Here is an 18,722-nt window from a genome sequence, read left to right on the forward strand (position 1 = left end):
TCCTTACTTGGAAAGCCGGCCTTACGACAGGCTGGAAACGTAGTCTTCGAAACCGAACTCGCGGACCACCTCGACGCTGCCGTCGAGTTGCTTCACCACGATGGATGGCATCTTCAGACCGTTGAACCAGTTTTTCTTGACCATGGTGTAACCCGCCGTGTCGATGAACGACAGGCGATCGCCAATGGCCAACGGGCGATCGAATTGGTACTCGCCGAAGATGTCACCGGCCAGGCACGACTTGCCGCAGACCATGTAGGTGTGCTCGCCGTCGTTGGGGGCCATTTTGGCGTTGAGGCGGTAGATCAGCAGGTCGAGCAGGTGCGCTTCGATCGAGCTGTCGACGACGGCCAGGTGCTTGCCGTTGTACAGGGTGTCGAGCACGGTCACTTCCAGCGAGGCGCTGTTGGTGATGGCCGCTTCGCCCGGCTCCAGGTACACCTGCACGCCGTATTTTTCCGAGAAGGCTTTGAGGCGCGCGCAGAAGGCGTCTACCGCGTAGTCTTCACCGGTGAAGTGGATGCCGCCACCGAGGCTGACCCACTCGACCTTGTGCAGCAGGTGGCCGAAGCGCTCTTCGATGTGCGTGAGCATCTTGTCGAACAGGCCGAAATCGCCGTTCTCGCAGTTGTTGTGGAACATGAAACCGGAGATCTGTTCGATCACCTGCTCGATCTTGGCAGGGTCCCATTCGCCCAGGCGGCTGAACGGACGAGCCGGGTCGGCCAGCAGGTAGTCGGAGCTGCTGACCTGCGGGTTGACGCGCAGGCCGCGCACTTTACCTTCGGACTGTTCGGCAAAGCGCTGCAGCTGGCCGATCGAGTTGAAGATGATCTTGTCGCAGTTCTCGAGCATTTCCTCGACCTCGTCGTCGGCCCACGCCACGCTGTAGGCGTGGGTTTCGCCGGCGAACTTCTGGCGGCCGAGCTTGAGCTCGAAGAGGGAGGACGAGGTGGTGCCGTCCATGTACTGCTGCATCAGGTCGAAGACCGACCAGGTGGCGAAGCACTTGAGGGCAAGCAGCGCCTTGGCACCGGAGTGTTCACGCACGTAGGCGATCTTCTCCATGTTGCTGAGCAGCTTGGTTTTATCGATGAGGTAATACGGCGTCTTGATCATTTAAAGGCCCCCGGCCAGGCCGGCCAAAAAAAGGACACGCATTGTGCCTTCACTTGCCGCAGACCGAAAGGGTGCGATACGCATTTCGTCAGGGTTGACGCCGTTGCGAGGGCATTTTTCCGGTTGCGGCGGGCTTAGTAGAACAGGCGCATGTGACTATCGTAATCACCACCGACAGGTGGCAGCCTCAATCGGCTTGCTGCAACCACGCCTTAATTTGCTCCAGCGTTGCCGTAGCGCCACCACAAACCACCACCAGCACATTCTGGTATTGCGCCAATGCGCCAGGCGCATACGCCAATGCCAACGCCGCCCCGCACGCCGGCTCGACCAGCAGGCGGTGGTCCAACAGGAACCGCTCACAGGCTTCCAGCGCCGCACGATCGCTGACCAGGTGGCTGTGCACCGGGTGTTGCTGTGTGCAGGCCAGCGCCTGATCGGCGACCCGCTTTGCCCCCAGCGAGGTTGCCACCGAAGCGATGCGCTCCAGCTCGACCGAATGCCCCGCCTGCATGGCCGCATGCAGCGATGCGGCGCCGTGGGTTTCCACTGCCAGCACTGGTACATCACCCCAGCCATTGCGCTGCAGCCCCTCGACCACACCGCTGAGCAACCCGCCACCGCCTACCGACAGCACGACGGCGTCCGGTTTTACGCCTGCTTGTGCAACTTCATCGATAAGGCTGGCATGCCCGGCCCACAGCAGCGGGTCGTCAAACGGGTGAATGAACGCATCATCCGGCCCCACCAAGGTCTGCGCCAAGGCGTTTGCCTCTTGCCATGAGCTGCCATGCACCACCACGTTGGCGTCTTCCTGGCGCAGCAACTCCTTGGCACGCTCGGTGGTGGTCTCGGGGACTACCACGGTCACCGGCACACCCAGCTTGCGCCCCGCATAGGCCACCGCCAGGCCGGCGTTGCCGCCCGACGAAGAGATGAACTGCCGGGCGCCACGGGCCTGATGCACTTCGCAGGCGTGGCCCACCCCGCGCAGCTTGAACGAGCCGCAAGGTTGCAGGGCATCGAACTTGAGCCAGATGTTTCGGCCTGCGGCCAACGACATGGAACGGGATTCGATCAGGGGAGTGTGGATATGCAAGGTCATTGGCTGGTTCCGCGCAATTGTTCAAGGTAGTTGTAAATGGTGTAGCGGGTTACGCCGAGGGCAGTGGCGGCCTTTTCCACGCCGCCTTTGACGATGAACAGGCCGCGCTCCTGCATGACCCGCACGGCTTCGACCTTGGCCTGTTTGTTCATCCGGCCTTGGCCGCTGCGTTGCAGGGAAGCCTGGATGATCTCGCTCATCAGCAGCTCCATGTCGGCGGGTTCGCTGACGGCAGGCGTGGCGCCCAGCGGTTGGAACTGTTGGAGAAAGCTCATGGCGGCGTCCAGGCCGGTGACGTCGGTGTTGACGCAGAGGCTGGCGAAGGGGTGGCCGGTGCTGTCGCGAAAGATGGCGGTGGCGCTGCGCAGGGTGCGGCCCTTGAGCGTGGTGGGGTAGTCGGGCAGTACCACCGGCTCGCTGCCGCGCTGGTCGGCTGAGGCCTGCATCAGCGCCTTGAAGCCTTGGTCCTGCTCAGGGGCGGCAAGGATCGGGCTGCCGACGCTGCGGCCGGAGAGGTGGCCGTTGACGATCGCCACCACGGAATGCTCGGGGTGGTCCAGGTCGTGCAGGAGGATTTCCATGTTGCGTGCGGCAACGCTGCCCAAGGCCTGGATGGCGGCCTTGAGCACCGTAAGGGTGAGGTGGCGTTCTTCGCGGGGGGTGATAGGCATGGCAAATCGCAAAATCAACATTTTGTGTATTTTTACACATAAAGTTGAATTTTGCGATCTGCGGTGGTTCTACTGGCCCCATCGCCGGCAAGCCAGCTCCCACAGGTACTGCACAGGCGCTAAGTATTGTGGGTTTCCTGTGGGAGCTGGCTTGCCGGCGATGGGCTGCGAAGCAGCCCCGGTAATCAGTCCAAAGCTGGAGTACGCGGCGGGATCATGCGGCGCGAGCCGGTTGCCTCGAAGGCCGCACCAAAGCTCAACAACGCATTGTCGCTATAGGCACGCCCAGCAAAGGTCAGCCCCACCGGCATGCCGATGTCGGTCATCACGCCCATTGGCACGGTGACGGTCGGCACACCCAGGTGACGGATCGCCAGGTTGCCGTTGGCCACCCAGATACCGTTGCTCCAGGCGATGTCTGCCGATGCCGGGTTGACGTCGGCATCCGCCGGGCCCACATCGGCCACGGTCGGGAACAGCACCGCGTCCAGGCCCAGGTTGTCCATCCAGTCTTCCAGGTCCAGTTTGCGGGTGTGCTCCAGGCCGCGCAGGCCATCAGGCACGGTCTCGATCTGGTCCCAGGTTTTCAGCCCGCGCTTGGCCATGTTGACATACTCGTCCATGCCAGCCGCCAGGTCGTCCTCACGGTTGGGCAGGGTGCCCGGGTCGTGGGGGAAGATCTGCGGGCCATCGACATCGGCCAGGCGGTTGAGCTTGGGGTCGCCGTTGGCTTGCAGGAAGTCGTCAAAGGCCCAGCCCGACAGCTCCCACAGTTCGTCATGCAGGAACTCCTTGCTGACGATGCCGCGGTTGTAAACGGTCGGCGCGCCCGGGCGGTCGCCCTCGCAGTTGGACACCAGCGGGAAGTCCACTTCCAGCACTTCGGCGCCGGCCGCTTCCAGGGCCTGGCGTGCTTGTTGCCACAAGTCGATCACAGTGGCGCGGGTGTTGATGCGTTGGCCAGTCGGGCCACCGATGCCTGGTTTTTCCGAGGTGCCCGCTTCGGCATCGGCATTGATGTACATGCGCGGCACGCCAAAGCGCTTGCCCTTGAGTGCACTGGCATCCACTGCCAGGTCAAGGTAAGAAGCAGGGCGCACAGTCGAGGCCGCAGGGATCGGCACCCAAGGCTGCAGGCGCCACAGGTCGCCGCGCTTGTCAGCGTCATCGGCAACCACCACGTCAAGGATTTCCAGCAGGTCGGCCATGGTGCGGGCGTAAGGCACCACCACGTCCATGGTCGGGGTCAGCGGCCAGTTGCCGCGCACCGAGATCACGCCGCGGGATGGGGTGTAGGCGCACAGGCCATTGTTGGACGCTGGACCACGGCCGCTGGACCAGGTTTCCTCCGCCAGGCCGAAAGCACTGAAGCTGGCGGCGGTGGCGGTGCCGGCACCGTTGGACGAGCCCGAGGCGAAGGGCGCAGTCAGGAAGTTGGCGTTGTACGGGCTTTCGGCGCGGCCATACACGCCGCGCTGCATGCCGCCGTTGGCCATGGGCGGCATGTTGGTCTTGCCCAGGCACACAGCACCCGCGGCGCGCAGGCGCTCGATGGTAAAGGCGTCGCGCTGGGCTACAAGGTCCTTGAAGGCCGGGCTGCCGGAAGCGGCGGTCAGGCCTTTGACCAGGTAGCTGTCCTTGGCGGTGTAGGGGATGCCATCCAGCGGGCTCAGAACCTGGCCTTGGGCGCGGCGGGCGTCGGAGGCCTCGGCTTCTTTCAGCGCCTCGGGGTTGCGTACCACGACAGCGTTCAGGGCGGTGGCGGTGTCTGCGCCATCATAGGCGTCGATACGCGCCAGGTAAGCCTTGACCAGCTCGACCGCCGTCGTGCGGCCCGACTCGAGCGCGTCGCGCAGCTCGGCAATGGAAACCTCGGTTACCTCGATCATGCGTTCACCAAAAAAATTATGCAGGTGGGGGCTAGTGCGAGGAGTGTACAAGAAGGGCTTGGCGGACGCAGGTTTGCGCGGGGGCAAATGGTTTTATGCAGGCGGGCATTGTCGGGGGTATTCCCAGAGGCTGTGCAGCCGTTTGTGGTTGCACCATCACTCAGCCTTCCGCATCTCTTTGTAGGAGCAGCCTTGTGCTGCGAAGAGGCCGGTAAGGCTAAAGAATATCTCCGGCTGTAATGGCCTCTTCGCAGCACAAGGCTGCTCCTACACGGGTCGCGCTAACCTGCCAGATCTGAGGCTGAATGGCGCTCGGGCACTTGGCTGGCCTCGTCCCCCCACGTACGGTTTACGCGGGTTCCGCGTTGCACCGCCGGGCGCAGGGCAATTTCCTCGGCCCAACGCTGCACGTTGGGATACTCGTCAACCGCCAGGAACTCTGCCGCGCTATACAGGTTGCCGCGCACCAACTCGCCATACCAAGGCCACACGGCAATATCGGCAATACTGTACTCATCACCGCCCAGGTAGCGGCTCTCGGCCAGGCGGCGGTCGAGCACGTCCAGTTGACGCTTGGCTTCCATGGTGAAGCGGTTGATCGCGTATTCGAATTTTTCCGGGGCGTACACGTAGAAGTGGCCAAAGCCACCGCCCAGGTAAGGCGCCGCGCCCATCTGCCAGAACAACCAGTTCAGGCTTTCGGTTCGTGCAGCTGGCGATTTTGGCAGCAATGCGCCGAATTTGTCTGCCAGGTACAGCAGGATCGAACCCGATTCGAATACCCGCACAGGCGGTTCGACGCTGCGGTCGAGCAGGGCAGGGATCTTCGAATTGGGGTTGACCTGCACGAAGCCGCTGGAAAACTGGTCGCCCTCACCAATGCGGATCAACCAGGCATCGTACTCGGCTGCGGTATGGCCCAAGGCAAGCAGCTCTTCAAGGGCAATGGTGACCTTGACGCCATTGGGTGTGGCCAGGGAATACAGCTGCAGCGAGTGCTTGCCCAGCGGCAGGTCCTTGTCGTGCGTCGGGCCGGCAACCGGGCGGTTGATGCTGGCGAACTGGCCGCCGGACGCTGCTTCGTTGCGCCAGACCTTGGGTGGCACATAGGCGGGTTTGCTCATGCATGACTCTCCTTCATTGGCGCGAATCGGTCACGTAAAGACGTTGACCTGTATCTATGCCACGGGTTCGACGCCATGCGCAAATGCATAGGGTGCACGCGGCACTTGCATAACGACGGTTTCATCCAGTTTTCATCCGGCGCAAGCCAGGCCGGCCCTATGCTGGGCTATCGCTTCGCCCTGCAAGGAACTGCCGGCCGATGACAATTCCCCGCTGCCTGTTGGCGCTGGTCCTGCTCGGCGGCCTGCTGGCCCATGCCGAAGCTGCGCCGCGGGTTGTCGGCCTGCACCACATGACCCTGGCCGACCCGGTCGATAGCCGGCCGATGCAAGCATTGGCGTTCTACCCGGCTACAGGTAAAACCCGTAGCAGCCGCATAGACGGCTACCCCATCGACGTGGCTGAAGAGGCGCCCGTCGCCATGGGACAATTTCCCTTATTGGTCCTGTCCCACGGCAACACTGGCAGCCCATTGGCGCTGCATTACCTGGCAACCGCGTTGGCGCGGCGAGGCTTCGTGGTAGTGGCGGTAGTGCACCCGGGGGACAACGCCCGCGACCACAGTCGTCTGGGCACCTTGAGCAATCTTTATGGTCGGCCGCTGCAAGTCAGCGCCGCCATCACCGCAGCCCGCGATGATGCATTGGTCGGGCCTTACCTGGACGAAGGCAAGGTGGGCGTGATCGGTTATTCGGCCGGTGGCGAAACCGCGTTGATTCTCTCCGGCGCGCGCCCGGACCTGGACCGCCTGCGCCAGTACTGCCTCGAGCGCCCGAACGACGCCGACGCCTGCAAGACCCACGGTATATTGATTGCCGACCGCAGCGAACTGGCGCCGCAGGCCGACCCGCGGGTAGGGGCGGTGATGCTGATGGCGCCGCTGAGCCTGCTGTTCGGGCGCCATGCCTTGGCCGGGGTTCAGGTGCCAGCCCTGATCTACAGCGGTGATAGCGACCAACTGGTGGCGGTGGACCGCAACGCCGAGGCTCTGGCCCGAAAGCTGCCGGTCACACCCGATTACCGCCTGCTGGCCGGCGCCGGGCATTTCGTGTTCATGGCCCACTGCGACGCCGAGCAGTACGCGCGGATGCCGGCGCTGTGCAAAGATGCCGAGGGCGTGGACCGTCGGCATATCCATCATTCGCTGGAACGTGAAACGGCGGCGTTCTTCAGCCAGGCGCTGGGCGCGCCGCAACTGGCCGAGCGGTCAGCCGCCGGGAGCGCGCCGCGACAGCAACAGCGTTAGGCCCACCCCGGCCAGGGCGAGTAGGGCCGCCACGCAGAAGATCGAGGCATAGCCCAGGTGCACGGCTACAGCGCCCATCAGCGGTCCGGCGATGGCCAGGGCCATGTCGAAGAACACCGCATAGGCCCCAAGCCCCGCGCCGCGGCTGCTGCTGGGGACCTGCCTGATTGCCTCGACGCCCAGCGCCGGGTACACCAGCGACAGCCCGAAACCGGTAAGCCCTGCACCAACCAGTGCCCAGGCCGGCGAAGGCGCCAGCCATAGCAGGCTCAGGCCGAGCACCTCAGTGGCCATGCAGGCGACCGCCACGTTGTAACCACCAAAGCGGTTGACTGCGTTGACGAACAGCAGTCGCGAAATGATGAAGCACACACCAAACGCACTCAAACACCAGGCTGCGCCCACCCAGCCGCGCTCCAGGTAGTACAAGGTGACGAAGGTGGTCAGGGTGCCATAGCCGATCGAGGCCAGGGTCAGGCCAAGACCGCACGGTGCGACCCGGGCAAATGCCGACCAGAACGGCAGACGTTCGCCGCGTACCACCACCACGTCGGGACGCTTGCGCAACACCAGCAGGGCAAGGGTTGCCAGCACCAGCAAAGCAGGCCCCAGCACGCTGAAATCCAGCCCGTCCACGGCCAACACACCCAGTGGCGCGCCAATGGCAATGGCGCCGTAGGAGGCGATACCGTTCCATGAGATCACCCGGGCGGTGTGTTCGGGGCCGACCTGGCTGATGCCCCAGCTCAAGGTGGCCACACCGATCAGCCCCTGGGCGAGGCCAAGCAGCAAACGGCCCCCAAGCAACAGCGCCAGGCTCAGCAGCGGCAGCGTCAGGGTCCAGGCCGATAACAGGGTCAATACCCCGCAGCCGGCAATTCCAAACAGGCCGAAGCGGATGGCTTGCTTGCCCCCGAGGGTATCTGCAACGCGCCCGGCAAACGGGCGGCTGAGCAGGGTGGCCAGGTATTGCAGGCCAATGGTTACCCCGGCGATCACCGCACCAAAGCCCAACTGGTCGTGCACGTAGCTGGGTAACACCGCAATCGGCAGGCCGATGCAGAGGAAGGCAATGAAGGTGTAGAAAACGATCGACAGGATCTGCTGGGTGATGTGCAGGGTGTTGCTGGCGGGGGCAGGTTGTTGCGCGGTCATGGGCTCTTTCGCGGGCGGGCGGTTGGGCGTGGTTCCATGATGGCTGTTGCATGAAGGAAATGAAAGCAGGCTAACGAATTATTCGTCGGGTTGTTTCATCCTGTTGGATTGGCGCTGGGATCTTCGCGGGCTTGCCCGCTCCCACAGGTACTCCACAGCGATTGAGCCTGTGCAGGTCCGGTGGGAGCGGGCAAGCCCGCGAAGAGGCCGGCCCAGCCATACACAATGGCCGGGCCTTACCGATCAATCAGACCAGTACGCCTTGGCTGCGCAGGTAATCGTCGTAGGTGCCGCTGAAGTCGACCACGCCGTCGGGCGACAGCTCGATGATACGGGTGGCCAACGACGACACGAACTCGCGGTCGTGGCTGACGAACAGCAGGGTGCCCGGGTAGTTTTCCAGCGCCAGGTTCAGCGCCTCGATCGATTCCATGTCCAGGTGGTTGGTAGGTTCGTCCATCACCAGCACGTTCGGCTTTTGCAGGATCAGCTTGCCGAACAGCATACGGCCTTGCTCACCACCGGAAATCACCTTCACCGACTTGAGGATCTCGTCGTTGGAGAACAGCATGCGCCCCAGGGTGCCGCGGATTACCTGCTCGCCGGAGGTCCACTGGCCCATCCAGTCGAACAGGCTCAAGTCGTCTTCAAAGTCGTGAGCGTGGTCCTGGGCGTAGTAGCCCACTTCGGCGCTGTCGGTCCATTTCACCGAACCTGCATCCGGGGTCATTTCGCCGACCAGGGTACGCAGCAGGGTAGTCTTGCCAATACCGTTGGGGCCGATGATCGCAACGCGCTCGCCCGCTTCGACGGTAATGTCGAAGTTCTTGAACAGCACCTTGTCGTCGAAGGCTTTCGCCATCTTCTCGACCACTACCGCCTGGCGGTGCAGTTTTTTGGTCTGTTCAAAGCGAATGAACGGGCTGACACGGCTGGAAGGCTTGACCTCGGCCAGCTGGATCTTGTCGATCTGCTTGGCGCGCGAAGTCGCCTGCTTGGCCTTGGAGGCGTTGGCCGAGAAGCGGCTGACGAAGGTCTGCAGCTCGGCGATCTGGGCCTTTTTCTTGGCGTTGTCCGACAGCAACTGCTCGCGCGACTGGGTAGCCGCAGTCATGTACTCGTCATAGTTGCCCGGGAACAGGCGCAGCTCGCCGTAGTCCAGGTCGGCCATGTGGGTGCAGACGCTGTTGAGGAAGTGGCGGTCGTGGGAAATGATGATCATGGTGCTGTTACGCGCCGTGAGGATCGTTTCCAGCCAGCGGATGGTGTTGATATCCAGGTGGTTGGTCGGTTCGTCGAGCAGCAGCACGTCCGGGTCCGAGAACAATGCCTGGGCCAGCAGCACACGCAGCTTCCAGCCTGGCGCCACTTCGCTCATCGGGCCAAAGTGCTGCTCCAGGGGGATACCCAGGCCCAGCAGCAGTTCACCGGCGCGGGATTCGGCGGTGTAGCCGTCCATTTCGGCGAATTCGGTTTCCAGCTCGGCGACGGCCATGCCGTCTTCCTCGGTCATTTCCGGCAGCGAGTAGATACGGTCGCGCTCGGCCTTGACCTTCCACAGCTGGCCGTGGCCCATGATCACGGTGTCGATCACGGTGAATTCTTCATAGGCGAACTGGTCCTGGCGCAGCTTGCCCAGGCGGGTGTTCGGCTCGAGCATGACCTGGCCACCAGACGGGTCCAGGTCACCGCCGAGGATCTTCATGAAGGTCGACTTGCCGCAACCGTTGGCGCCGATCAGGCCGTAGCGGTTGCCGTTGTTGAATTTTACGGAAACGTTTTCGAACAGCGGCTTGGCGCCGAACTGCATGGTGATGTTTGCTGTGGAGATCAAGTGCTTGTCCTGCGGGGGTTCCAGAGGTGTATTTAGGCCTTCGTGTCAGTTTTGGGCCAATTTTGGGCCAATTCGACGCGGGGCGGCAGCTTCTCCAGCTCCCTCCAGTCCGAGGAGGAGCTGATCCATTTCGCGTAGGTAGAAAGCAACATCTCAACGCTGTGGCCAAGCTGGTTCGCTATGAACGCAGGGTTCATCCCAGACATTAGGCACATGGTTGCGTAGGTGTGGCGGGTGTCATACTGACGGCGTTCACGGATATTCAGCGCCTTGAGCGCTGATTTGAAGTGGCGGATTGTAACACTTGGCTCGTTGATCCACAGCCCACCTTTGCTTGGTTGGAACACAAAAGGGCTTACTGGGTGGATAGATTTGGATGCCATGCGTCGGAGTGTCGCCATGCGCTGGGCCTGATTGATGGCGTTCAGCGCGCGCTCGTTGAGCAACACCACCCGGTGGTGCTTGGTCTTGGTGCGTTCCTCAGGCGCCCGATTGACGATTATCCGGCGGATCGTTGCTGATCGCTGATCCAAGTCGACATCCTCCCACTTCAGGCCCATGGCTTCGCCAGGCCGAACCCCGGTGAAGAAGCAGAACTCGAAGAACGCAGCGTAGATCTGGCAGTATTTCTGAAGGGTCGTGTAGAGGTGCGCGATAATCGTCTCTGCCTCCGACCTGGTGTACGGGTCCACAACTTTTTTTACAACCCTCGGCTTGTCGAGCGAGGCGGTGGGGTTCTTGGTGATCAATCCGTCGAAAACCGCTGTTTTGAACACGCTCGCCAGCTTGATGATTGCATTGCGCTTGACCCCGACCGACGTCCATTGGATCTGCGATATAACACCACGAAGCATGGTAGGCGTGATCATGTCGATCCGGCGTAAGCCGAGGTAAGGCATCCAATAGATGTTGAAGACGCTCTTGTAGTTGTCTCGGGTGCCCTGAACGATGTCTCGGCTGTCCAGCCACATCTGGGTGTAGGCGCCCAGGCTGGGCATGGCGTCTGCTGCTTGCCGCGCTGCCTCCGAGCCCGGGAAGAGCTCGCCGTACTTTTCGTCATCAAGCAAATCGTGGCGGATCAGATTGACTACTTGATCACGTAGACGGCTGGCAGCTTTGATCCCCTGCGCTGTCGGGGGATGTGCGACGGTTTCCCCGCGACGCTCACCGTTCCAAGTGAAACGGATTCGGAGCGAGTCTCCTCGGATTTCAATTCCAGGGGGCAGACCCACAGGCTTTCGAGCCATTCCTCATATCTCCATCTGCTGTACATGATGTTGCGACCTTGTTTGTTCCAGACGCCCTCGGGGATTTTTCCGCGCTGGCGCCTGGTTTGGAGGGCGCGCAGCGTAATACCCAGCAGGTCAGCCATCTTCTCTTCCGTCACCTTGTCCATTTCCTGGGCAACGGCTTGTTCTTGCTTGGCGAGTTCATCGCCCGGCCTTTTCCTTTTTGATTGCATAGAGGCTCCACGCCGCCGGTGGCGGCAGGTTGGTGGTCAGGCCGGAATCTTTTCGAGCACCACGTCAGCCGCCTTGATAGCGGCTTGGGCGTCGTTGACGTAGGCAGGGTCGAAGCCACCGGCGTAATGGATAACGCGCTGGCAGGCGTCCAGTTCTTGGCGAGCCAGGCGCAGCGCACCTGCCAGTTCCTCCTGCAGGGCGCCTTCGGCCCGGCCGATGTCCCAGAATTCCTGCCCCCAGTGGCCTTCCGGGGCAGGGTTGCTGTTCTGCTTACCGCATGCCATGGCCCCAACGAGTGCATCGCAGATGAGTCGTTTGTAGATGTTCTCGCCGTCCAGGCTCAGCCCGCCGCGGCGCCGTAATGTGCTCACGACCTCGTCGATGTTCAGGCCGCTGTCCTTGAGGACGATATCGAGTTCGGGCTTGCCCGGGGTATAGATGACAAGTGCCAGCTTGGCCTCGGGCCAGAGTGCAGCGGCCAGGCGCTCCAGGCAGTCGTTTGCGGTTTGGTGGAATCGCTCAGTTGCGGACATAGGGAGTCCTCGCCCGCGCATGTCGGCGGGCTTGAAAGGTTGGGGGAGGTGGGTTAACGCTGGCGGTCGAAGAAGTTGCCTGCCCGGCGCTGGAAAGTCAGGTGGGCCCATTGGCGGGCAGCGTTCCCGGCCTGGACGAGTGAGGTGGCGTCAGTTGAGTAGCCGGCATGCAGAACCTCGTCACCGGCTGCGCTGCTAAGCACGATCATGGCTGCCATCGGCGCACGTTCCACCTCGTTGCCCTCGATGTGCTGCGCAACTTCCCGAAACCAGTCGGCCAGCTTCTTGCGCTCGGCTTGATTGGCCACCACCTGGTTGTTGTGCACCCGGCGCTTAGCCGGGAACTGAAAGACTTCTGCTGTCATCGCGGCCCCCTGTAGATCAGGTAGGCCATGTAGGCGAGGGCGATCATGGCATCAGCTCCTTCGGCACCTGAACGGCATCGCCGAGCTTGTACCGGACATAGCCCCGGCAAAATGCGACAAGAGCTGTTGGGCCGTAACACCATCCAGCGTCGGCTGGGCCCCCAGCGCAGCGAATATCCTGAGGAAGGGCGGGGATGTGCTGTGCGCTGCCATTGTGCTTATCGATCAGCGGCCCGCCGACTGCCCAGTCTTCCCAGGGGTTGAAGCGCTTGGCGTGCTCGATGGCCTGGCCCCGGTACCGGGCGAACACCCGCCAGGGCACTCCGTTGTAGCCGGGCGGCTCCAAGTACACAGCCAGCTCTTCGGCCTTGCCGACTGCCCAGCCCAGCGCCTCACCGGAAAGGCTGGATACCCCCACTTCGATAAGGTCGGTCATGGCTTCACCGCCTGCCAGAATGGCCCCTTGTTGGTCACCAAGCCCTTTCGCTTCAGGCGCTGACATGCCTTACTGATCACCTCGCGAGATTCCCGAATGGCCCCACACATGGCGTGTGCCGTCGATCCCTCGATGCCAAGCAGGTGCACTAAGACACGCTCATCAGGCCCACCATCGATCATTTTTTTCGAGTACTGGGCTGCCACTGTGGCGATAGCCAGGCGAAGCGCGTCGCGGCGGGCAACTGGCTCATCTGCATGTGGTATCTCGCACGTCTTGTACCCGGTGTATGGCACGAAGGCAGTTGCGCGAGCGAGGCTGTGAAGCGAGCAGATGTCCACCTTCAACTTCGAGATGATGAGCATCGTCTGCCGGTCATCCTGCATCGGCAGCCAAACCTCCCGTCCTGTCTCGGGGTCGTCGTAGTAGAAGGAGTCACTACCGCGCCGGTACTCCAGCTCAAAACCCATGGCCTTGGCCGACAGCTTGATGATGTCGTCTTCCTTCACAGCTGATACCTCTCATCAATCCAGCGCCCAGGCGCCAGAGCGGGTGTAGGTTCGGGTTGGGTTTCGTGCGGGGAGAGCTGGCGCTGGTTGCCGGCCTGGAGCTGGCTGTCGGGGATGCAGCTGATGCCGACCCCATTCAGCAGGTAGCAGGTGACGCCGCGCTGGCTGTCGTGCTGCACGTCGATGACGTTCTCGGTTGCGCTGGCGCCGGTGGCCAGCAACAGGAGGCAGAGGGCGAGGCGGGTCATTCCTCAGCCTCCAAGCGTTCAGGGGCAACCATGTCGATGAAGGCCTGTGGCAGCTCGACCGCCTCATGACCCGGCGACCAGGACAATGGCGGGCACTTGCTGATCATCTCGTTGAGCAATTCGAATGCCGCGAGCAACTGGTCGTCGTTCACCTCGCCGTCTTCTGGCCGGTCGTCACAGAAGTGGTCGTTCGGGTCGATCTGCCTGGGGTAGTTTGGGGTGCAGAACACCAGCCGCAGGTCGGCCAGGTCCACCTCGTGTTCGATGAGGTAGTCCCGCAGGTCTTCCTCGTCGAAGAAGTACTGGTCGCCGTCGTATTCAGTGATTGCTTCGCCGGCCCACACGCGCTTCGGCAGGGCTGCGAACTTGGCGGCCCGGCCCTCTGCGTGACAGGCCTCGCACCACCCGTTTGTGGCATGAATGGGGTGCTCTGGATTCTTCGCGCAGTGGCGGTGGGTCGACCCGCAGTAGCGGGCCATGTGCTCATCCTTGCCCCAGAACCGGCCGGAAGGGTCGACCCAGCCGGTCACGGTCTGAAGGCTGGCGGCTTCGGGGGATTCGTACATCACGACTTTTTCTTCACGCACGGGAATTCCTTGGCCGCCATATCGCGGCAGTGAATAGAGGGGGGGATTGCCGATTGTCCGATTCAGCTCACAGATCGGCTCGGCGGATTTGCGGAAAATCGGGTGTTCGCTATGGTGGCAATTAACCACCTAACTACAACTAAAGTCGTAGGAGAGCTTCATGAGAATACGCGGTGATGTTTTCTGGGCCTGGGCTGACCCGACGCTTCACCACCGCACTCATGACGAGACACTGAGCGATGGAACGTACATCGATGTCCAGGTGCGACTGTCGCGAACAGGCACTACTCAGATGTTCATCGGGGTGTATGCGTCGTCCGGCATGGCGCTTCACGAAGAGGCTTTCGATTCGCGGCCCGGAGAGTCGATGACCAGGGCTCTGGCTTGGGGTGTGGGACGCGCACGGCGAATCGCAGTAGAGGGGATTGCTGCTCATGGCACGAGCGCAGTTGCGAAGTGATCCTGTAGATGTAAAAAAATGTAACGCTCACTTTCTGCAGTAGATTCAGCGGGGCAGCTGTGTATGCTGCCTCTCTGGTCAAGATTTGAAAGTGAAGGGTTCGTTCCATGCGTAATCGCGGCACTGTTTATTGGGAGTGGGCCAACCCGGAGTTGCATTTTCGCAACTACGATGAGCGCTTGCCCTGCGGCACCTTGATCAACATCCAAGCGCGTCTTTCCCAAGAGAACGTCACTCAACTTTTCCTAGGCATCTATGGGGATAAGGGCGTGTCGTTGCTTGAAGAGCATCATCCAGATTGCCGAGGGCAGAAATTGTCTGTGGCCATGGCTTGGGCGCTCGAGCGTGCAATCGATTGGGTCGCCGTGAAGTTTCCTGCCCCAATCGCCCCGGGACCAGAATCGCTTCCACGCAAAGGCTCACGCCTTCGCAAGTAACGATGTCTTGCAGACGGAACGCTCGTCAGAAGTTATTAGTCGTATCTCCATCAGCGGCGCAATCGAGGCGCCCAGTTGGAGAGAGCAATGAGCCTTCAGTCCACCAGCCATGACCTTTACGTGCATACCTACCTTGGATACCAGGCATCAATCTACGTGCTCTGGGGGGCGAGCGATGAGTCTCCCACCGGCATGTTGGTTGAGGTGGGGAAACCAGGCGCTACCCCGAGAACTCTACGGGCGAGTCGGCAATTTTCTTCTTCGACAGAAGCCATTCTTGAAGGGAAGGTAATGGCCGAGCAGTACGTCCAGAATCAGGCCAGCAGAGCCTGAGTTACTTGGAGGAGGTGCGCAAACCATCGAGATGGCTCTTCAACTTGGCGTGCCAGGTGCTGGTGATGCCGCTGTCGATGTCGTTGCAGAGCCAAGTGATGAGCTTGATGGTTTCGGCCTGCTGGGTGCGTAAGGTCTCGTTCTCAGCAAGCGCCACATTAAGCATTTCAGAGCGATCAGATTCCATATCCCGGCTGAAGCTGAGGCGGTCGACCTCCAAGCGCAGCCGCTCAGCCTCGCCAGGATCGGCGTGGGTGTAGAGCTCGGTACCGACCTTCAGGTCATGGGACAGGAACTCAATCACGGTCTTGTCGTTTGCGCCCATGGTCACTATGGCCACCGGCTCGCCCTGGTGATGATCGGCTGGCGCGATGCTGGTCATTGGCCCCACACCAACAATCGGCAGCCCAGTCGCCACCGCATCCCTCTCTGCCTCTTTGTTTGTCCACCAGATGGCAGTACCAACCATCCAGGCTATAGGCTCGGGGTGGGGCTGCGGGGCTGGCGATCCGGTAACGCGCCGCTCGATAGCGGCCCAAGCTGGCGCGAATTCGGGCCAGTCGCTTTCGAGTACTAAGTATTCCCGCTCGGGGCAGTTCCACTCAGCCATGAGCGACAGCACCCCTTCCAAGTAGGAGTGCACGAGGTCGGAGTCAACAGGTGAAAGCAAAGCCAGGTCGCTGCGCTTGACGACGATGTACCTGTCTTCGCGCTGGAAAGGCGCGCTGACCATATCGATGACTCCCTCGATATGGTCATGCTGTTCGATGGTGCTGGATCGGTTTTCTGTGGGCATGGGGATCTCCAATCGTTCAACTACAGTTGAGTGATTTGGTGAGGAGGTTGATATGTCTTGGAACATGGAATGCCTGATTTGCCGCATGCCAGCGCACCGCGCCCCTCCGCATGGGGACTATCAGGAATGCGCCTGCCCCGAATGCGGGCACTACAAAATCACTCGTAGCGCAATCGCATCGATGGAGTCCAATGCGTTCCGATTCGATGTTGGCCGGGTGCGTGACTGGCTTTCATCCCAACAGGGATCTGGTGCGATCCCGGTGATTGATTGGCAACAGGCATCGCAGTTGATCGAGGTTTAGGCTGCATGGGCCTGCTGGCGCGCGATGCGCCACGGGTCGTTTGCGCGGGCCAAGGCCGCCATCGGCGGCGGGCTTACGCTATTGCCGCACATGTGCACCTGCTCAGTCTTGGTAAACGGCTTGCCGTCGGCGCCCTTGTCGATGATGTAGCTGCAAGGGAAGCCCTGAGCTCGGTAGAGCTCGTGCGGCTGCAGCATGCGCAGGCAAATATCGACGATCACATAGGGCGTGCCCTTCACGAACACGGTGACCAGGCCCAGCCGGTCCTTGGTAGTCACTGTCGGCGCCGGCGCGTCTGCTGCGCTGGTGTTCTCAGTGCCGTAGTAGCTGATCATGAACGCGGCGACGCGCAGGGCGCCTTCCTCGTGCTCTGGTGACAGTTTGAACTCGACCAGGCCGTGGTGCTTACCTCCTGCGCTAACTGTATGCAGCGGCTCGGCGACATCCCGCGCATCGCAGTTGCCGCGCAAGTGTATCAGCGAAGCGGTGGCCAGACGCTGCTGGCTGCCGGCGTTGGTGACTGTGCTCATGGGGTCATCCATGCTTCGGGCTGGCGTGGCGTTGAATCCGCCATTGGCCTGCTCAATGAAGGCGGTGACCAGGGCTCGGTGGTTCTGCGTCATCAACGTTCCCTTGGGCTGATCAGCTGGCGAGGGCTTTCCTGCGTACACCGGTCCACCTGTCCCGATCATCACAGGGCTGGCCATCATCAGCTCCCCGCGATTGGCAGCGGTTACCGTGGGCAACGGTTCACCCGGGTCGTTCACTCGCACGGTGCCCTGATGGGTTGCTGGCAGAATCACTGCGCTCGACAGCGCGTGTTTGACGCCGCCGGCTACGACGGTGCCAAGTGGCTGGTCCAGACCAGGCACGCGGGGCTGCTGGCCGGTACGTTCTCCGTATCCGGTCTGCACCAGGGTAGGGCTGGCCATGGCGAATGAGCCGCCGCGCGGCCAAGACGTGACGGTGCGCAGCGGCTCGTCAGCTGACTGGGCCAGCTCCCCCGACCAGTTCGCGATTGGCACGATGAAAGGCTGCGGGTTGTCCAGCACAAACTTCTTCATGCCCTTGGCCACCCGGCGCAGCGTGGCGGCTGCCAGCTCTTTCTTGCGGCCGAAAATGCTCTTGCTCGGCACGCTCCAGTCGATGCAGTCGGCGGCCGTGCGCCACTTCTGCTGGCCCTTTGCTGGGTTCTTGGCGTGGGTCGGTTCTGGCCACACTATGGGCTGGCCATCGCAGCGGGCGATCATGAACAGGCGTTCCCGGCTGGTCGGTGCGCCGAAGTCGCAGGCCTTGATGATCCGCCATTCCACCTGGTAGCCCATGCCCTCAAGCAGTTGCACGAAGCGCCGCCAGGTGATGCCGCGTCGCTTCGGGTCGGGCACCAGGAACTGCTCTTGCACTGGTACGCGCTCACCGACAGTGGCCACCGTGCCGTCCAGCTTCATCACCCGGCCGGTGGCCTTGTCGCGCTTAGCGATCAGTGGTCCCCACTGCAGAATCTGCTTCACGTTCTCGAGGCTAATGACCCGAGGCTTTTTCTTGCCCGCCCACTTCAAGCCGATCCACGACAGGTTGCGGATCTCCCGTTTGCGCGGCTGGCCGCCGGCGGCCTGACTATGGTGCGTGCAGTCGGGGCTCATGTGGAACCAGCCCACGGCGCGACCTTGGCATTCTTCGTCCGGGTCACCCTCGAACACGTCGGTAGTGAAGTGGCGCGCCGCTGGGTGATTGGCGGTGTGCATGCTGATGGCCGCGGGGCTGTGGTTCTTGGCCACTGTCACTGGCCGGCCCAGGCCCATCTCCAAGCCGGTACCGGCGCCGCCGCCACCACAGAAGAAGTCGACCACGATCTCATCGTCTTGAGGATCGAAGCCAAGGCCGTACTGGGTTTTGAAGTCGAGCGGATTCTTTTTCTGAAATGCAGACATGGGCGGCCCTCGCCTAGTTGGCGTGATTAATCGTGATTGAGTGTGAACAGAAGCGGGGATGTGATTGGCACTCGTATGTGCGAGGTGCCAGCTGTACCGAAGTGCAGATTCAAAATTGCGGGAGTGATAGCCATAATGGCCTAATGCCGCTATATTGCTTTTTTATGGAGAAAAAC

Annotated in this window: 20 protein-coding genes; 3 read left to right on the top strand and 17 right to left on the bottom strand. The window is 61.8% G+C overall.

What is annotated here, in order from left to right; all coding sequences use genetic code 11:
* Window positions 1-21: 21 nt before the first annotated feature.
* The 5 genes from nspC to yghU all read right to left on the bottom strand — a co-directional run bounded on the left by nspC (window position 22) and on the right by yghU (window position 5,908).
* Window positions 22-1,119 carry a carboxynorspermidine decarboxylase gene (gene nspC, locus ABOC32_RS16510; RefSeq protein ID WP_003248125.1) on the bottom strand — a complete coding sequence of 366 codons (1,098 nt, stop codon included), beginning with the start codon at window positions 1,117-1,119 and terminating at the stop codon, window positions 22-24.
* A gap of 187 nt (window positions 1,120-1,306) precedes the next feature.
* Entirely contained in the window at window positions 1,307-2,224 is a 918-nt protein-coding gene (locus ABOC32_RS16515; protein ID WP_426807983.1) for a pyridoxal-phosphate dependent enzyme, read from the bottom strand.
* Window positions 2,221-2,895, bottom strand: a complete 675-nt coding sequence (locus ABOC32_RS16520) for a helix-turn-helix transcriptional regulator (protein ID WP_426807984.1) — start codon at window positions 2,893-2,895, stop codon at window positions 2,221-2,223. Before ABOC32_RS16520 ends, ABOC32_RS16515 begins: the two co-directional genes overlap by 4 nt.
* A gap of 185 nt (window positions 2,896-3,080) precedes the next feature.
* Window positions 3,081-4,784: an amidase gene (locus tag ABOC32_RS16525; RefSeq protein ID WP_426807985.1), complete on the bottom strand. Its 1,704-nt coding sequence runs from the start codon at window positions 4,782-4,784 to the stop codon at window positions 3,081-3,083.
* A gap of 281 nt (window positions 4,785-5,065) precedes the next feature.
* Window positions 5,066-5,908 (bottom strand): glutathione-dependent disulfide-bond oxidoreductase, encoded by an 843-nt coding sequence (yghU, locus tag ABOC32_RS16530; protein ID WP_426807986.1) that lies wholly within the window; start codon window positions 5,906-5,908, stop codon window positions 5,066-5,068.
* A 200-nt stretch (window positions 5,909-6,108) separates the two neighbouring features.
* Between yghU and ABOC32_RS16535 the strand changes: the two genes are divergently transcribed.
* Window positions 6,109-7,155 carry an alpha/beta hydrolase family protein gene (locus tag ABOC32_RS16535; protein WP_426807987.1) on the top strand — a complete coding sequence of 349 codons (1,047 nt, stop codon included), beginning with the start codon at window positions 6,109-6,111 and terminating at the stop codon, window positions 7,153-7,155.
* Here ABOC32_RS16535 and ABOC32_RS16540 read toward each other — a convergent pair.
* From ABOC32_RS16540 to ABOC32_RS16585, 10 genes are all read right to left on the bottom strand, one after another.
* Window positions 7,117-8,310: an MFS transporter gene (locus ABOC32_RS16540; RefSeq protein ID WP_426807988.1), complete on the bottom strand. Its 1,194-nt coding sequence runs from the start codon at window positions 8,308-8,310 to the stop codon at window positions 7,117-7,119. The two genes, ABOC32_RS16535 and ABOC32_RS16540, sit on opposite strands and share 39 nt — an antisense overlap.
* Window positions 8,311-8,557: 247 nt before the next feature.
* Window positions 8,558-10,144, bottom strand: coding sequence for an ABC-F family ATPase (locus ABOC32_RS16545; RefSeq protein ID WP_426807989.1), 1,587 nt, complete (start codon window positions 10,142-10,144; stop codon window positions 8,558-8,560).
* 32 nt (window positions 10,145-10,176) lie between these two features.
* Entirely contained in the window at window positions 10,177-11,331 is a 1,155-nt protein-coding gene (locus tag ABOC32_RS16550; RefSeq protein ID WP_426811617.1) for a tyrosine-type recombinase/integrase, read from the bottom strand.
* On the bottom strand, window positions 11,232-11,606 hold the full coding sequence (locus ABOC32_RS16555; protein WP_426811673.1) for a hypothetical protein: 375 nt from the start codon (window positions 11,604-11,606) through the stop codon (window positions 11,232-11,234). The genes ABOC32_RS16550 and ABOC32_RS16555 overlap by 100 nt, the downstream gene beginning before the upstream one ends.
* A gap of 36 nt (window positions 11,607-11,642) precedes the next feature.
* Complete coding sequence (locus ABOC32_RS16560; protein WP_426807990.1) at window positions 11,643-12,140, bottom strand: hypothetical protein; 498 nt, start codon at window positions 12,138-12,140, stop codon at window positions 11,643-11,645.
* 53 nt (window positions 12,141-12,193) lie between these two features.
* Window positions 12,194-12,505: a hypothetical protein gene (locus ABOC32_RS16565; protein ID WP_426807991.1), complete on the bottom strand. Its 312-nt coding sequence runs from the start codon at window positions 12,503-12,505 to the stop codon at window positions 12,194-12,196.
* Between the two features lie 43 nt (window positions 12,506-12,548).
* Window positions 12,549-12,941, bottom strand: coding sequence for a phage protein NinX family protein (locus ABOC32_RS16570; RefSeq protein WP_426807992.1), 393 nt, complete (start codon window positions 12,939-12,941; stop codon window positions 12,549-12,551).
* Window positions 12,938-13,450 (bottom strand): hypothetical protein, encoded by a 513-nt coding sequence (locus tag ABOC32_RS16575; RefSeq protein ID WP_426807993.1) that lies wholly within the window; start codon window positions 13,448-13,450, stop codon window positions 12,938-12,940. The genes ABOC32_RS16570 and ABOC32_RS16575 overlap by 4 nt, the downstream gene beginning before the upstream one ends.
* Window positions 13,447-13,698: a hypothetical protein gene (locus tag ABOC32_RS16580; RefSeq protein WP_014591205.1), complete on the bottom strand. Its 252-nt coding sequence runs from the start codon at window positions 13,696-13,698 to the stop codon at window positions 13,447-13,449. Before ABOC32_RS16580 ends, ABOC32_RS16575 begins: the two co-directional genes overlap by 4 nt.
* A complete protein-coding gene (locus tag ABOC32_RS16585; RefSeq protein WP_426807994.1) occupies window positions 13,695-14,285 on the bottom strand; it encodes a hypothetical protein in 591 nt (196 codons plus the stop codon). Before ABOC32_RS16585 ends, ABOC32_RS16580 begins: the two co-directional genes overlap by 4 nt.
* A gap of 160 nt (window positions 14,286-14,445) precedes the next feature.
* Here ABOC32_RS16585 and ABOC32_RS16590 point away from each other — a divergent pair, with 160 nt between their 5' ends.
* Window positions 14,446-14,745: a hypothetical protein gene (locus tag ABOC32_RS16590; RefSeq protein ID WP_426807995.1), complete on the top strand. Its 300-nt coding sequence runs from the start codon at window positions 14,446-14,448 to the stop codon at window positions 14,743-14,745.
* 107 nt (window positions 14,746-14,852) lie between these two features.
* Window positions 14,853-15,182, top strand: coding sequence for a hypothetical protein (locus ABOC32_RS16595; protein WP_426807996.1), 330 nt, complete (start codon window positions 14,853-14,855; stop codon window positions 15,180-15,182).
* A gap of 334 nt (window positions 15,183-15,516) precedes the next feature.
* Here the strand turns inward: ABOC32_RS16595 and ABOC32_RS16600 are convergent, their stop codons facing one another.
* The gene (locus ABOC32_RS16600; protein WP_426807997.1) at window positions 15,517-16,311 is read right to left on the bottom strand and encodes a hypothetical protein; all 795 of its coding nucleotides are present in this window, start codon (window positions 16,309-16,311) and stop codon (window positions 15,517-15,519) included.
* Between the two features lie 300 nt (window positions 16,312-16,611).
* Window positions 16,612-18,546 (bottom strand): DNA cytosine methyltransferase, encoded by a 1,935-nt coding sequence (locus ABOC32_RS16605; RefSeq protein WP_426807998.1) that lies wholly within the window; start codon window positions 18,544-18,546, stop codon window positions 16,612-16,614.
* Window positions 18,547-18,722 lie beyond the last annotated feature (176 nt).

It is taken from the genome of Pseudomonas sp. WOUb67, assembly GCF_050058005.1.
GTDB classification, from domain to species: Bacteria; Pseudomonadota; Gammaproteobacteria; order Pseudomonadales; family Pseudomonadaceae; genus Aquipseudomonas; species Aquipseudomonas putida_R.

What these genes read in the sequence shown, in the direction of transcription:
- ABOC32_RS16555 (WP_426811673.1), bottom strand. Translation starts at nt 11,606, where the DNA reads ATGCAATCAAAAAGGAAAAGGCCGGGCGATGAACTCGCCAAGCAAGAA.
- ABOC32_RS16565 (WP_426807991.1), bottom strand. Translation starts at nt 12,505, where the DNA reads ATGACAGCAGAAGTCTTTCAGTTCCCGGCTAAGCGCCGGGTGCACAAC.
- ABOC32_RS16605 (WP_426807998.1), bottom strand. Translation starts at nt 18,546, where the DNA reads ATGTCTGCATTTCAGAAAAAGAATCCGCTCGACTTCAAAACCCAGTAC.
- ABOC32_RS16580 (WP_014591205.1), bottom strand. Translation starts at nt 13,698, where the DNA reads ATGACCCGCCTCGCCCTCTGCCTCCTGTTGCTGGCCACCGGCGCCAGC.
- ABOC32_RS16590 (WP_426807995.1), top strand. Translation starts at nt 14,446, where the DNA reads ATGAGAATACGCGGTGATGTTTTCTGGGCCTGGGCTGACCCGACGCTT.
- ABOC32_RS16560 (WP_426807990.1), bottom strand. Translation starts at nt 12,140, where the DNA reads ATGTCCGCAACTGAGCGATTCCACCAAACCGCAAACGACTGCCTGGAG.
- ABOC32_RS16600 (WP_426807997.1), bottom strand. Translation starts at nt 16,311, where the DNA reads ATGCCCACAGAAAACCGATCCAGCACCATCGAACAGCATGACCATATC.
- nspC (WP_003248125.1), bottom strand. Translation starts at nt 1,119, where the DNA reads ATGATCAAGACGCCGTATTACCTCATCGATAAAACCAAGCTGCTCAGC.
- ABOC32_RS16515 (WP_426807983.1), bottom strand. Translation starts at nt 2,224, where the DNA reads ATGACCTTGCATATCCACACTCCCCTGATCGAATCCCGTTCCATGTCG.
- ABOC32_RS16540 (WP_426807988.1), bottom strand. Translation starts at nt 8,310, where the DNA reads ATGACCGCGCAACAACCTGCCCCCGCCAGCAACACCCTGCACATCACC.
- ABOC32_RS16595 (WP_426807996.1), top strand. Translation starts at nt 14,853, where the DNA reads ATGCGTAATCGCGGCACTGTTTATTGGGAGTGGGCCAACCCGGAGTTG.
- yghU (WP_426807986.1), bottom strand. Translation starts at nt 5,908, where the DNA reads ATGAGCAAACCCGCCTATGTGCCACCCAAGGTCTGGCGCAACGAAGCA.
- ABOC32_RS16520 (WP_426807984.1), bottom strand. Translation starts at nt 2,895, where the DNA reads ATGCCTATCACCCCCCGCGAAGAACGCCACCTCACCCTTACGGTGCTC.
- ABOC32_RS16570 (WP_426807992.1), bottom strand. Translation starts at nt 12,941, where the DNA reads ATGACCGACCTTATCGAAGTGGGGGTATCCAGCCTTTCCGGTGAGGCG.
- ABOC32_RS16525 (WP_426807985.1), bottom strand. Translation starts at nt 4,784, where the DNA reads ATGATCGAGGTAACCGAGGTTTCCATTGCCGAGCTGCGCGACGCGCTC.
- ABOC32_RS16535 (WP_426807987.1), top strand. Translation starts at nt 6,109, where the DNA reads ATGACAATTCCCCGCTGCCTGTTGGCGCTGGTCCTGCTCGGCGGCCTG.